Below are 12,324 nucleotides of genomic sequence, written 5' to 3' on the forward strand. Positions count from 1 at the left end.
GATACGCGCCCGGAGCGCCCGCCCGGAAGCCGTTGACTGGGGCGGACGGTGCCGGTAGGGCGGACGGTCATCGTCGCCGTGCCGCCGGATCCGCCCGTCTCGAAGCGGCATTGTACGGCGCCGGCACCCGCCCGCCCACCCCCTTACCCGCCCGGGAGGGGTGCCCGATGCTGGAGGGGCACACCGAGGGAACAGGAGAACAGCATGTCGATGCTCGACGACGCCGGTGACAGCACGAAGTACACGGTCGAGAAGGCCCGCGAACGGGAGCAGGCGCGGCACGGGCGCCCCTCCGACGACAACGATGAGGACTCCCCCGACACGAGCGGCGAGGTTCCGGTCGACAATCTCGAGTGACGGCGGCGCGTGCCTCCGCCACCGGCCTCGCAGCACCGCCGTCCAGCTCGTCGCCGATCCGAACATTCTTGTCAGGATGTTGTCACGCAGACCCACCTGCGGGCCTCGACCCTCGACGCGTCGTTCGAGCGCGGTCTCGACATCATCCTCGCGGCACTGGGTGCGGGCGCTCCAGGTGACGCTCGACCCATCGCGGCGAGAGGAAACGCGAAAACTTTATGAGACCCGGCCCCTCGATCCCGTCCTACGAAGTGGGAGGGGCAGCCGACGATCTCCCCAAGTGTTCCCCCGGCTGCCCCTCCTCCGTCACGGCGCTTGTCGAGCGGCAGACGTGCCGCATCACGCAGGACTCCGCAAGGGCTCCCGCCCTGCCGCGAGGAGACGGCGCAGATCACTCGCCGTCTCCTCCGCGTGCTTCTCGCGGTCTTGGCCGACAGATAGCAGCCGGTGCAGCAGCCCCGCCGCGTGAGTGTCGGCATGAATCGGCCTGGGGTTGTCGGAGGGCGTGATCTGACACGAGAGAGGGAAATGAGATCATGCCAGCACCACGAGAATGCGATGACGAGGCCCGTGCCCGCGCGGTCCGGATGTCTCTCGACCGCATCGACGAGGGCGGAACTTCAAGGAGCGCCGCGTATCGCGAAGTCGGTGAACTCCTCGGCATCAGCGCTGAAACCCTCCGACGATGGGTCGACCGGGCAGTGGGAGACGGCCGGCCCCGGCAGGACTCGAACGAGGCGCCCGGTGAAGAACTCGCCCGGCTGCGGCGCGAGAACGCGCAGCCGAAACGAGCGAACGAGATCCTGAAGACCGCGTCAGCTTTTTTCGCCCAAGCGGAGCCCGACCGCAAACTCGGACAGTGATCGACTACGTCCGCACCCATGCGAACCGGTTCGGGGTCGAGCCGATCCTGACCGTGCTGAACGCGCATGGAATCGGCGTCGCCTCGTCCACCTACTACGCGCACGCCGCGCGGGCAAATATGTGATTCAGAATCACCCCAAGACGAGCAACTCGAACCGTAGCCTCGAGCTCCCCCATGAAGTTGTCCCGATCATTATGCGGCGAAGGCTCAACGCGGGTGTCGGCATGGTCTTCCCAAGCGCTACTGGCACGGTGGGGTCGCCCGACGCCTTCCGTCGCGATTGGCATCAGGCGCTCTAAGATTCCAAGCACAAGGGGCTGGCGCCCGGCCTCTACCGAAAGAGTGTTGCGACGCACATCGCACGCGCTCTTGGCGAGAAGGAAGCTGCGGATCAGCCCGGACACGCCGGGCTCGGCAACCCGAAGTATTACGTCGCCCGTTCTCGAAGGGGCCCGCAGGTGGCCGAAGTCCTGTAGGAACTATTCAGCGAAAACCGCGAGTCGGCTGAAGCCACACAAACCCCGAAAGCAGGAAAACCCGGACAGATTTTGCGTCTGACCGGGCTTTCTTCCGGTGGCGGGTGAGGGATTCGAACCCCCGTAGGCAGTGCCAGCTGATTTACAGTCAGCCCCCTTTGGCCGCTCGGGTAACCCGCCGTCGGCCATGCGAACACGACCGAGAGATTACATTACCGCCTCGTGCGACGGAACGGAAATCGATCCGGCCCGATCCTGCCCGAGGATCCCACCCGCTCGCGTGGCAGAATCGGGGGATGGCCCGCCTCCCCACCGAACTGTCGCTGCGCATCGCGCGGAGCATCGACGACATCCCCGCTCGCACCTTCTACGGCGTCGCTCGGCTGCGCCAGGAGGTCTTCGTCGTCGAGCAGGGCTGCGTCTACCTCGACCTCGACGGGCGCGACCTCGAGTCGACCGCGGTGCAGCTCTGGGCCGAAGCGGCCGACGGCGAGGTCGCGGCGACCGTGCGCACTCTCGACGAGAGCCGCCGGGAGCCGGGGCTGCGCAGCATCGGACGAGTCGTCACCGCCCCGGCCTGGCGCGGGCGCGGGGTCGCCGCCGCCCTGCTCGAGGCGGCCATCGCGGAGTGCGCGGGTGGACCGATCCTCATCCACGCTCAGGCTCACCTGGAGGCCTGGTACGAGCGCTTCGGGTTCGCGGCCTCCGGCGAGGGATTTCTCGAGGACGGGATCCCGCACCTTCCCATGAGGATCGGCTGACGCCGAACTCGATCCTCGCCGCAGTGGGCGGCGCTTCCCCGACACCACGGAGTCGGAGCCGCGCGGGCCGCGGGATCCGCCATCCGCTCCTATCCCACGAGCTCGTCGAGCCCGGGCACGGGAACCGCGAGATCGTGCCGGTTCGCCCGCGCCGACACCGACTGCTCGCGCAGCAGGGTGAGCAGCTCGACCGGGCCCGCCATCGTCACCGGCTCCGCCCAGAGTGCCGCGCGGTCCAGCCCGCCCATCCACTCGGCGGTGCGCACCGCATCGCCGCCGATGAGCCGAACCCGGGCCGCGGCCACGCCGTCCGCGCCGACCGGACCCGACACCGCGAGGCGCTGCACCCAGTCGTCGTCGCGCTCGAGCGACACCTCGATGCCGACCTTCTCGAGGAAGTCGCTGAGTTCGGCGGGCAGCACCTCGCCGGTCGACACCGATACGGGCGCGCGCACGAGCAGCGCCGCCGCCAGCACCCGTACGAGCGAGGCGAATCGCGCGCCCTCGGCGAGGCGCAGGTGGGTGACGACGGGACGGTGCCGGATCACGTTGCGCTCGATGCCCAGGCCGATCGTGTCGTGCTCCACACCGAACGACGTGCGCCAGACGAGCGCGTCGGAGAGCGCCGCACGGCGAACCTCGTCGAAGTCCTCGTAGTCGAGCAGGGACTGCGCGGCCTCGACCAGCACCCGCACTTCCGGATCGAGCCCGCGCAGGTGCAGCGTCTCGCTGCGCGTGCCGGATCGCAGTTGCCAGGAGCCGAGCGGTACCAGCCGGTTCGGCCCGCCGCTCAGCGCTGACAGCCCCATCGCGGCCTCGTTCCACCCTCCGCCCGGCTGCCGCTCGATGCGCGCCGCCGTGGTGGGACGGTTCAGCGACACGGCGGCAGCTTCGATGCCGTCGAGCCAGACGAGGATCTCGTCGGCGTCGTTCGACTGCAGCCCCGCGACGGCGCCGCTGCCCTCCGCGTTCTGCACGGCGAGCGCCTCGCCCAGCGTGTGGGCATGCGCGATGCCGATGACGGGCACGCCCCTCGCGTCGTCCCAGAAGGGGGAGGATGCGGGCACCCCGAGCCGCACGCCGGGGCTCCACAGCCGGCCCTCATCGTCGAGCCGGCGCGGCTCCACCAGCCACTCCTCGCCGCGGCCCAGCTCGGTGAGCGCCCGCAGCCCGCCGGCGTCGGGCGGTGCGGGCAGCGGACCCACGTCGAAGCCGAGGGGGTCCGCGTCGCCCGGCCTGGCGGTGTCGCCGACCCGCAGCGCGCGCACGGCGTCGGCGAGACCGTCGCGGAAGCGCCGGGATCGCGCCGCACCGCCCAGCAGGATCACGGCGTGCGCGGCCCGGGGGTCGGTTCCCGCGCCGCGGAAGCCGGACGCCACGACGTCGGCGACGGCCCGGTCGAGGTCGGCCGAGGGGGTCACGAGGATCGCGCCGCGCGCGCGGAACCGCCCCTCCACCCGCAGATCGGGACGCCGGCGGGCCAGCTCCCGCGCGGCTGCGCGGTCCCCGAGCACCACAGCGCGGTCGATCTCGGGGTGGGCCGCGAGTTCGGGGAGCGTGCGCCCCACGATCACCGCCTCGAGTCGCACCGATCCCGGCAGGAGCCCGCCCGCCTCCCACTCCTCCAGCAGCACGGCGGCGGACCGCACCAGGCGCTGCGGCACCGACCACAGGACACCGCTGCCGGCGCCGAGGGCCGCGAGCACGGCTTCCGCCTGGGTCGAGAGCGGTGTGCACTCGTCGGCCGCGACGAGCATGAGCCCCTGCGGTACGAAGCTCGCGCCGCGCACGGCGCCGAGCCCCTCCGCCAGCTGCCCGCAATAGCGGGCGGCGTCGACAATGTCGTCGACCTCGGCGTCGAGCTCGGCCGCGGGCGCCCCCGTGTCGACGGCGAGCGCCTGCAGCAGCCTGTCTCGCGCGGCCACGAGCGCGAGCGCGGCGCGGCGCAACCGCGAGGCCCTGGCGGAATGGGGCAGCTCGGCCCACCGCTGCCCGGCTGCGCGCGCCTCCTGCGCGGCGCGCTCGGGATCAAGGTCTGCTGCGGATAGCGCCACGGTCTCGTTGATCGCGTCGCGCTCCTCCGCTACGCCCGCGGCTTCGACGAGGAGGTCGCGCACCCAGTCGCGATTGGCGGCCACGCTCGCGTCGGTACCCGGTTCGTTCGCGAACCCGGACTGCGAGACCACTGGAATGGCTCTCTGCGGCACGAGCTCCTCGAGCGTGAGCTCGCCCGTGCTGCCACGCGCGAGCCCCAGCACGGCTGCTGTGAGTCCGCCGGTCTCGAGGCCCGCGGGCTCGTCGGGCTCGCGGTAGAACAGGGCGCTGTCGCGCTCGCTCGGATCCCACTCCCGAGCGCGCAACTGGGTGCGATGCGATACCGCGGCCGGCTCGGCGGCGAGGGCGGCCGCGGCGCGGAAGGCCGCGCGCTCCGCAGCGAGTTCCGGGGTCTCCTCGGAGTCGCTCTCCCGCAGCAGCGCCGCGAGCCGCGACGCGGTCGACGCGGGATCCGCGGCCTCGGCCACCAGGCCGACGAGCGCGTCGACGGCGCCCGCAAACTCTCGCGGGGCGATCACGGGCACCGCGATCCGCACTTCGGAAACGGAGTCTGCCACCGTCTCGGCGAGGCCCGGCGCGACGCCTGCGCGGAGCTGCATGGAGCAGAGCTCGGCCCCGCCGAGGTGCTCGGCGAGCTCGACCGCCGCCGCCAGCACGAACACGTCCTCGGAGGCGACGACGGGCCTCAGCACCGCGGCGCGGCCCGGGTGCAGCGCGAGCTCGACGAGGCGCAGCAGCTGCGCGGTCACCTCGCGACGACCCTCCAGCACCGGCACCGGAAGCCCGCTCTGCAGCGACGCGATGCGCTCCGCGCCGGCCACCCCCGCCACTCCGATGACGACCTCTGCGGGCGCTCCCCCGTCGGCGACGCGACGCTGGGCCCAGCGGCTCAGGCGGTCGTAGTGCTCCCGGGACTCGGGCAGTTCCGCCATCAGACGCACCCCGATGCGCGCCCGGTCGAGAGCCGCGTCGGTGAGCGCCCGCACGACGACGTCGGGGAGCAGGCGCGCCCACCGCACGCTCCGCGGTTCGAGGTGCACGGTGGTGCCGTGCTCGACGGCAGCCTCGAGCACCGGCCGGAGCCCGTGCGCGGCCCGGGCGATGTCGTCCTCGGCCGACCAGTCGCTGCCGCCCGGGGCGATGCGGGCCGGATCGACCACCAGATGCGTCACCGTCGGCGCCGCCGCGAGCGCGGCGAGCCTCGCGGCCTCGGCCTCGGCCGCCGCCGGGCCGTGCACGGCCTCGCCCAGCGGCACGGTCACGGGCACGAACCCCGCTTCGCGGTGCCGGCGCAGCGCCTCCGCGAGGCGGCCGAGACGGCCCGGTGCCGCGGCTCCGGCGGGCAGCCTCGCTGCGAGCACCATTTCCGACACCCGGTCGCGCAGCCACCGTCGCGCCACGGGCATCACGGCCCAGGGCAGTCCGAGCGACGCGGCCCCGCCCGCCCGCACGGCGAGGCGGTCCCTGGCGGGCAGGGAGCGCGGCACCTCCTGAGCCACCTCGCGCAGGCCCACCGCGGAGGCGAAGGCGTTCTCGGTGCCGGCGACCAGCTCGAGCAGGCGGCGGGTGAACTCGAAGGTCTCCGGATCCCCGCCCCCGAGCAGTTCGCGACCCGCCGACGCGGACTCCCCGCTCCGGGCGCGCAGCGCGGTGACCCACTCGTCTGCGCGGACTTCCGCCCGGCCTTCCACGGCGCTCCACACCGCCTCCGGAGCCAAGGATTCTGCAGCCATGTGCCCACTGTATGGCGCGCCGCTGACATTAGTACGGATGCGCGCCGCGGGATCTCATCGACCGGCGCGGCCTCGACCCGTTCAGCGAGCAGCACCGGGATCTGCCGACCCGCGCGGTACGCGGCGATCTGCTCGAGCCCGGGGCGAAATGAGTGCACTGCCCGGGCGGTGTCCCCGGTCCGCGGTGCATGCGGCGTCATCGGCGCCTCCCCTCCGGTTCGGAGTCCGACGTGAGCCAGGCCGAAGCGTTTGCGCCGCACTCCGCAATCGGTACACTTCTGACACAACACCATGCTCGGTTCGTGCAGTAGCTGCAAGACATCCATGCGCAGAATGACTGGTGCGGCACCGAGGTCGAGGAGGCCGCATGGGCATCGACCGGCTGGACGCGCGACTCATCGCGCTGCCCACCGAGCAGGCGGGCATCTCGATGGTCGAGTGCGCCAGGCCCCTCGGCGTCGCGCGCGCCACCGCGCAGTGCCGGCTCGACGAACGACCTGCAGCGCGTGCTCGACCTCATGTCGAACACCGAGGGGGTCGCGAGGGTGTCGACGCGCCTCTCCCTCGAGAGCCACTTCAAGAACCGCACGCTGCCGCTCGTGCAGGCCACCGTGGAGGAGAAGACATGACCGAGCAGTTCGACCGCATCGTCGTCGGCGGAGGGGCGATGGGCCTCGCGACGACCTGGCAGCTCGCGAGTCGCGGCCTGCGCGTGCTCATGCTCGAGCGCTTCGCGCCGGGGCACCGCCGCGGGGCATCGCACGGCGCCACCCGCAACATGAACAACGCGTACGCCGAGCACCACTACCTCGACCTCTACGACGAAGCGCTGCGGCTGTGGCGCGAACTCGAGGCCGATTCGGGCAGGCGGCTGCTCACGCTCTGCGGGCTGGTCACGCACGGCGATCCCGAGCGCGTGCGAGCGACGCACACCGCGCTCGTGGCGCGCGGCGCGTCGGCGGGACTGATCACGACCGCCGACGCCGAGGCGCGCTGGACCGGCATGCGCTTCGAGGGCGAGGTGCTGGTGAACCGCGATGCGGGGCGCGTCCACGCCGCCGAGGCGCTCGAGGTGCTCGACGCGCTGTCGCGGGAGCGCGGCGCGGAGCTGCGCTCCGAGCACCGCGTGCTGGCGATCGAGCCGGGCGAGAATCGCGTGGTCGTCACCGCCGAGACCCCCGATGGCGAGCGCGCCGCCGCCGAGGCCGAGGGCGTGGTGGTGACGGCCGGGGCCTGGAGCGCGCGGTTGCTCGAAGGGCTCGTCGGGCTGCCGCCGATGCGGGTCACCGAGGAGCACCCGGCGCACTTCACCCTGCGCCCCGAGTTCGCATCCGCCGCATGGCCATCCTTCAACCACTTCCAGCCCGCAGAGCGGCTCACCGGCTACCGCGGCGACGTCTACGGCATGCTCACGCCGGGCGAGGGCGTCAAGGTGGGCTTCCACGGGACGGGCGACGAGGTCGATCCGGATCGTCGCCGCTTCCGCGCCCCGAACGAGGCGCGCGCCCAGCTGCGCGAGCACGTGGCCCGCTGGTTCCCCGGCGTCGACCCCTACTCCGCCGCGGAGGTGAGCTGCACCTACACGCTGACCCCGTCTGAGCGCTTCGTGCTCGACACTCGCGGCCGCGTCACCGTGGGCGCCGGATTCTCCGGGCACGGCTTCAAGTTCGTTCCGGCGATCGGCCGCGTGCTCGCCGACGCGAGCCTCGGAGCCGCGCCGGTGCCCGAGGCCTTCCGGCTCGCCGCGCACGGCGTGTGAGGCCGGATCCGGATCTCGCTCCCGACCGGGCTCGCCCGGATGCTCCCCGGCGCTCCGGCTACCCGGCGGACAGCGCCGCCTCGATCGCGGCGTACGAGCGCTCGAGCGCGGGACGCGGGTCGAGCGCGTAGCCGCCGTCGCCGAACAGCTCGACCGTCATCCATCCCTCGTAACCGTTGCGGTCGAGGGCGCGCAGGATCTCGGCGAGCGGCAGCTCGCCGTCGCCCCAGGCGAGATGTCCCGCCGGCGCCCCGTCGACGAGGTGCACGTGCCGCACGCGATCCCCCAGCGCCGCGAAGCAGCCGTCGACCGTGTCGCCCGCGACCGCCATGGCCACCGTATCGAGGGCCACGCCGAGGTTCGGCGCGGCGACGTCCGCGAGCGCGCGGGCCGCGTCGGCGGCCGAGTTCACGAGGTTCGACTCGACGCGCTGCAGCGGCTCGAGCAGGCACTCGAGGCCGAGCCGCCCGGCATAACCGCAGATCTCGCCGAGCGCGTCGATCGCACGACGCCGGGCCGCGTCGACGGGCTCGCCCTCGAAGCCGCGTCCGGGCGTGAGGAACAGCCGCGGCGCCCCGAGTTCCACGGCGAGCTCGGCCGCGCGCTTGAACATCGCGATGCTCGCGGCGCGCAGACGGCTGTCGGGCGACGCGATGTTGACGGGGTAGATCACCTGCTCGGGCGTGAAACAGACGATCTCGAGGCCGCGGGCCGCGGCGCCCCGGCGCACCGCGCGCGCCTCGGCATCGCTGAGCCACGGCACGTGGAGCTGCGGAGCGATCCCCCACAGCTCGACGGCCGTGCGTCCCAGCGCGGCGAGGTCATCGAAGCACTCGTCCAGCGGGCGGTGCTGGTACGAGAAGTTGGATCCGCTGACCTGCACGAGCGAGAGCATGAGCGACCGCGATCCCCTACTTGCCGACCCCGTCGGCGAGGCCCTTGACGAAGTAGCGCTGGCAGGCGAGGAACAGCACGATCACGGGAACCGCGGCGATCACCATGCCGGCGAACACGACCGGGTAGTCGGTGCCGTACTTGCTCATGAGGCTGGTCAGACCGACGGGCAGCGGCTGTACGCCCGTACCGCTCGTGAACACCATGGCGAAGAGGTACTCGTTCCACGCGAAGAGCACGTGCAGCAGCACGGTCGAGACGAGGATCGGCCTGCACATGGGCAGGATGATCCGCCAGAACGTCGTCCACCGGCTCGCGCCGTCGATCTGCGCGGCCTCGTCGACCTCGGTCGGCAGGTCGATCATGTACGAGCGGATGAGGAAGGTCGTGAACGGGATCCTGAACGCGGTGTAGAGGATCATGAGCGCCCAGAAGGTGTTGTAGAGGCCCAGCGACTGGAACATTCTCACGAGGGGCACGAGCGCGACGGTCGGTGCGAGCATGAGCCCGCCGAGGATGGCCCCGGTCCACACGGCGTTGAAGGGGATCCTCACCCGGGTGAGCCCGTACGCCGCCCACGCGCTGATGAACACAGTCGTGATCGTGGAGGAGACCGTGACGAGCACGCTCGTCGCGAGGTAGTTGCTCACCCCGCGGTTCCAGGCCTTGGCGTAGTTCTCCCAGCTCCACTGCTGCGGCACCGCGAACGGATTGCCGAAGAGCTCGGTGTTCGTCTTGAAGCCGTTGAAGATCATCCACAGCAGCGGATAGAGCACGATGACGACGAGGCCGATCAGGAACGACCAGACGAAGATGCGTCCGATGATCCCGAGAAAGCCCAGCTTGCCCATGCGCGACCGCTCGGGGCGAACCGCCAGCAGGACGGCTGTCTCCGTGCTCATACCTCTACTCTCCGTTTCCTCGTGTACCACAGCTGCGCCAGGCCGATCGCGAGCGACAGCACGAAGACGACCACGGCGATGGCGGCCGCGTACCCGAAATCGTTGCGCACGAAACCGTTGCGGTACAGCCAGGTGCCCAGCACCTGGGTGGAATTGTTGGGCCCGCCGGTGGTCATGACCATGACCTCGTTGAAGACCTGGAACGCGCCCGAGATGGTCACGATCATCATGAGGCCGGTCATCTCGCGCACGAGGGGGACGGTGATGGTGAAGAAGCGCCGCACGGAGCCGATGCCGTCGATCTGGGCCGCCTCGTAGAGTTCGGAGGGGATGCGCTGGATCGCGACCGTGAACAGCAGGGCCGAGTAGCCGAACCCCTGCCACTGGCTCATCGCGATGACGCCCATCATGGCCGTGCTCTCCTGACCGAGCCAGGGCTGGGCCAGCGCGCCCAGACCGATGGTGTCGAGGAAGCTGTTCAGCATGCCGATGTTCGGCTCGTAGATGAAGTAGAACAGCAGACCCGAGACCGTGATCGAGATCGCCGACGGGATGAAGTAGATCGTGCGCAGCGCGTTGCGCGTGCGGCGGCTGCGCACGCTCTCGATGAGCGCGGCGATCACCAGCGCGGCGCCGACCTGGAGAACGATCGACACCGCCGCGTACAGCAGGTTGTTGCCGAGCGAGCGCCAGAACACCGGATCGCCCACGAGGCGCTCGAAGTTCTTCGCCCCGACGAACTCGTTCGTGCCGGAGTAGATGTCCCACTCGGAGGCGGCGAACCCGAAGTTCTGCACGAGAGGGACGTAGACGAACGCGATCAGGATCAGGATCGCGGGGGCGAGCCAGAGGAGCCCGCCGGCCCTGGAGAGGCGTGAGTGCATGTTGCTTCCTCGATACCGAATCGACAGCGGGCGGCGGAGCCGGCCGTACCGCCGACCCCGCGTGCGACCGCTCAGCGGGCCATCTCGTTCGCCTTCTGAACGCTCTTGATGACCTCCTCGGGAGAGGAGTCGCCGCTGATGAGCGCTTCACCTCCCGCGAGCCACGCGTCGGCGACCTCGGGCACCGTGACGGTGTCGAGCCAGGTGACGAGTTGCGAGGCCTCGTTCACCTGCCGGATGCCGTCGTAGACCGCCGCGCTCGAGGTCTCCTCGGTCACCGCGTCGATCACGGTGCTCGGCTGCCCGTAGGGCGGCGACGACAGCGTCTTCGCGTTCTCGGGGTTCGTCACGAATTTCATGAAGTCGATCGCGAGCGCGGCCCGCGGCGACTTGGCGTTGATCAGGTAGCCCTCGGGAGAGCCCTCGACCGCGCCGGGATCGCCCTCGGCGCCCTCGGGAACCGGCAGCTTGAAGATGCCGAAGCTCTCGGGGGCGAGCGTTTCGCCGGAGGTGAGCTGATCGAACTCGAGGATCTCCTGGTAGTACATGGCCGCGCGTCCGCCCGCCAGCGCTTCCTGCGCCGTCGTGTACAGCACGCCGTTGGTGCCCTTTCCGGAATCGGTGCACTCGTTCACGAGCCGGCTGAACTGCTTGAGCGATTTGACGTACCCGGGATCGTCCCACTTCGCGGTCTGGGGGTCGAAGTCGGCGTTCAGCGTGTCGCTGGGCACGTTGTAGGCGAAGAGCTGCTGCAGGTAGTGCAGACCGGGCCAGCCGTCCTTGTTGCCGAAGGCGATGGGCTCGTAGCCGGCGTCGCGCAGCGGGCCGCAGCTGCCGATCAGCTCCTCGAAGGTCTTCGGCACCTGGATACCGGCCTTCGCGAACGCATCTTTGTTGTAGCCCATGAACTTGCCGTTGTTGTAGAGCGGAATGCCGTAGTACTTGTCGCCGTACTTGAAGGCGTCGAGCGACGCCTTGCCGAAGGTGTCGCCCCACTCGGTGCCGGGCGCGATCACCTCGGTGAGGTCGGCGGCGAGACCGCCGTCGACGAAGTTCTGCGCCCAGGTGCCGGTCCAGGTGAAGTAGATGTCGGGCAGCGCCCCCGATGCCGTCAGCGTCTTCGTCTTGTCCTTCACCGACTGATCGGTTTCCTGGATGAGTTCGAACTCGACGTCCGGGTACTGCTTCTGGTAGGCGGCGGCGAGTTCCTCGAAGTAGGGGCCGAGCGGCTCGCCGGCGAACTTGGTGAGGATGCTGAGCTTGCCCGAGAACTCGGGCTCGGCCGTCACATCGGCGGCCGCCCCGCTGTTGCCTCCGCCGGCGCATCCGCTCAGCACGAGAGCTGCGCCGGCGGCCATGGCCGCCAGAATGGTCTTCTTCCGTTGCATGTGTATGCCCCTCCTCTTCGAGAGCGCCGCTTCCGCTGCGACCGCCCGCTGGGTCGTGATGTGGCGTTGAGCCGATGCTTCGAGGTATCAGATCCTGATACCGGTACCACCAACTTGCATTGAATTGTCGCCCAAGCGGGCGCACTTCGCAAGTGGCGTTCTCGGAAGAATGCCGATTTGTTCTCAAATTCATGGCAAGTTTTGCCGAAGGATCCCCTCGGCCGCCCGCGATGTTGACGTTCTCATGCGC

General features: G+C 70.6%; 11 protein-coding genes and 1 tRNA gene. 6 read left to right on the forward strand and 6 right to left on the reverse strand.

Annotated features, from left to right (window positions below):
* The first annotated feature begins 204 nt into the window (after window positions 1-204).
* The 3 genes from D1J51_RS17855 (at window position 205) to D1J51_RS18535 (ending at window position 1,345) form a co-directional block, all read left to right on the forward strand.
* The gene (locus tag D1J51_RS17855; RefSeq protein ID WP_162903674.1) at window positions 205-357 is read left to right on the forward strand and encodes a hypothetical protein; all 153 of its coding nucleotides are present in this window, start codon (window positions 205-207) and stop codon (window positions 355-357) included.
* Window positions 358-944: 587 nt separating this feature from the next.
* Window positions 945-1,220: a transposase gene (locus D1J51_RS05535; protein ID WP_119074189.1), complete on the forward strand. Its 276-nt coding sequence runs from the start codon at window positions 945-947 to the stop codon at window positions 1,218-1,220.
* Entirely contained in the window at window positions 1,217-1,345 is a 129-nt protein-coding gene (locus D1J51_RS18535; protein ID WP_256385997.1) for a hypothetical protein, read from the forward strand. Before D1J51_RS05535 ends, D1J51_RS18535 begins: the two co-directional genes overlap by 4 nt.
* Before the next feature lie 451 nt (window positions 1,346-1,796).
* On the opposite strand, the gene D1J51_RS05540 is transcribed toward D1J51_RS18535, so the two are convergent.
* Window positions 1,797-1,878 (reverse strand) — tRNA-Tyr (locus D1J51_RS05540).
* A 116-nt stretch (window positions 1,879-1,994) separates the two neighbouring features.
* On the opposite strand from D1J51_RS05540, the gene D1J51_RS05545 reads away from it, so the two are divergent.
* Window positions 1,995-2,459, forward strand: a complete 465-nt coding sequence (locus D1J51_RS05545; protein ID WP_119074190.1) for a GNAT family N-acetyltransferase — start codon at window positions 1,995-1,997, stop codon at window positions 2,457-2,459.
* Window positions 2,460-2,548: 89 nt separating this feature from the next.
* Here D1J51_RS05545 and D1J51_RS05550 read toward each other — a convergent pair whose 3' ends face one another.
* Window positions 2,549-6,247, reverse strand: coding sequence for an aldehyde dehydrogenase family protein (locus D1J51_RS05550; RefSeq protein WP_119074191.1), 3,699 nt, complete (start codon window positions 6,245-6,247; stop codon window positions 2,549-2,551).
* A 506-nt stretch (window positions 6,248-6,753) separates the two neighbouring features.
* Between D1J51_RS05550 and D1J51_RS18540 the strand changes: the two genes are divergently transcribed.
* Window positions 6,754-6,876 carry a hypothetical protein gene (locus D1J51_RS18540; protein ID WP_256385998.1) on the forward strand — a complete coding sequence of 41 codons (123 nt, stop codon included), beginning with the start codon at window positions 6,754-6,756 and terminating at the stop codon, window positions 6,874-6,876.
* Window positions 6,873-8,006 (forward strand): FAD-dependent oxidoreductase, encoded by a 1,134-nt coding sequence (locus D1J51_RS05560; RefSeq protein WP_119074192.1) that lies wholly within the window; start codon window positions 6,873-6,875, stop codon window positions 8,004-8,006. The genes D1J51_RS18540 and D1J51_RS05560 overlap by 4 nt, the downstream gene beginning before the upstream one ends.
* A 58-nt stretch (window positions 8,007-8,064) precedes the next feature.
* Here the strand turns inward: D1J51_RS05560 and D1J51_RS05565 are convergent, their stop codons facing one another.
* From D1J51_RS05565 to D1J51_RS05580, 4 genes are all read right to left on the reverse strand, one after another.
* The gene (locus tag D1J51_RS05565; RefSeq protein ID WP_119074193.1) at window positions 8,065-8,901 is read right to left on the reverse strand and encodes a sugar phosphate isomerase/epimerase family protein; all 837 of its coding nucleotides are present in this window, start codon (window positions 8,899-8,901) and stop codon (window positions 8,065-8,067) included.
* A 16-nt stretch (window positions 8,902-8,917) separates the two neighbouring features.
* Complete coding sequence (locus tag D1J51_RS05570; protein WP_119074194.1) at window positions 8,918-9,802, reverse strand: carbohydrate ABC transporter permease; 885 nt, start codon at window positions 9,800-9,802, stop codon at window positions 8,918-8,920.
* A complete protein-coding gene (locus D1J51_RS05575) occupies window positions 9,799-10,686 on the reverse strand; it encodes a carbohydrate ABC transporter permease (protein ID WP_119074195.1) in 888 nt (295 codons plus the stop codon). The genes D1J51_RS05570 and D1J51_RS05575 overlap by 4 nt, the downstream gene beginning before the upstream one ends.
* 71 nt (window positions 10,687-10,757) lie before the next feature.
* Window positions 10,758-12,074 carry an ABC transporter substrate-binding protein gene (locus D1J51_RS05580; protein ID WP_119074196.1) on the reverse strand — a complete coding sequence of 439 codons (1,317 nt, stop codon included), beginning with the start codon at window positions 12,072-12,074 and terminating at the stop codon, window positions 10,758-10,760.
* Window positions 12,075-12,324 lie beyond the last annotated feature (250 nt).

Origin of the sequence: Leucobacter sp. wl10, assembly GCF_003569785.1 — a bacterium.
Taxonomy (GTDB): domain Bacteria; phylum Actinomycetota; class Actinomycetes; order Actinomycetales; family Microbacteriaceae; genus Leucobacter.

Bases quoted from the DNA above. Each gene is read 5' to 3' on its own strand.
- D1J51_RS17855 (WP_162903674.1), top strand. From the start codon at position 205: ATGTCGATGCTCGACGACGCCGGTGACAGCACGAAGTACACGGTCGAG.
- D1J51_RS05535 (WP_119074189.1), top strand. From the start codon at position 945: ATGTCTCTCGACCGCATCGACGAGGGCGGAACTTCAAGGAGCGCCGCG.
- D1J51_RS05545 (WP_119074190.1), top strand. From the start codon at position 1,995: ATGGCCCGCCTCCCCACCGAACTGTCGCTGCGCATCGCGCGGAGCATC.
- D1J51_RS05550 (WP_119074191.1), bottom strand. From the start codon at position 6,247: ATGGCTGCAGAATCCTTGGCTCCGGAGGCGGTGTGGAGCGCCGTGGAA.
- D1J51_RS05560 (WP_119074192.1), top strand. From the start codon at position 6,873: ATGACCGAGCAGTTCGACCGCATCGTCGTCGGCGGAGGGGCGATGGGC.
- D1J51_RS05565 (WP_119074193.1), bottom strand. From the start codon at position 8,901: ATGCTCTCGCTCGTGCAGGTCAGCGGATCCAACTTCTCGTACCAGCAC.
- D1J51_RS05570 (WP_119074194.1), bottom strand. From the start codon at position 9,802: ATGAGCACGGAGACAGCCGTCCTGCTGGCGGTTCGCCCCGAGCGGTCG.
- D1J51_RS05575 (WP_119074195.1), bottom strand. From the start codon at position 10,686: ATGCACTCACGCCTCTCCAGGGCCGGCGGGCTCCTCTGGCTCGCCCCC.
- D1J51_RS05580 (WP_119074196.1), bottom strand. From the start codon at position 12,074: ATGCAACGGAAGAAGACCATTCTGGCGGCCATGGCCGCCGGCGCAGCT.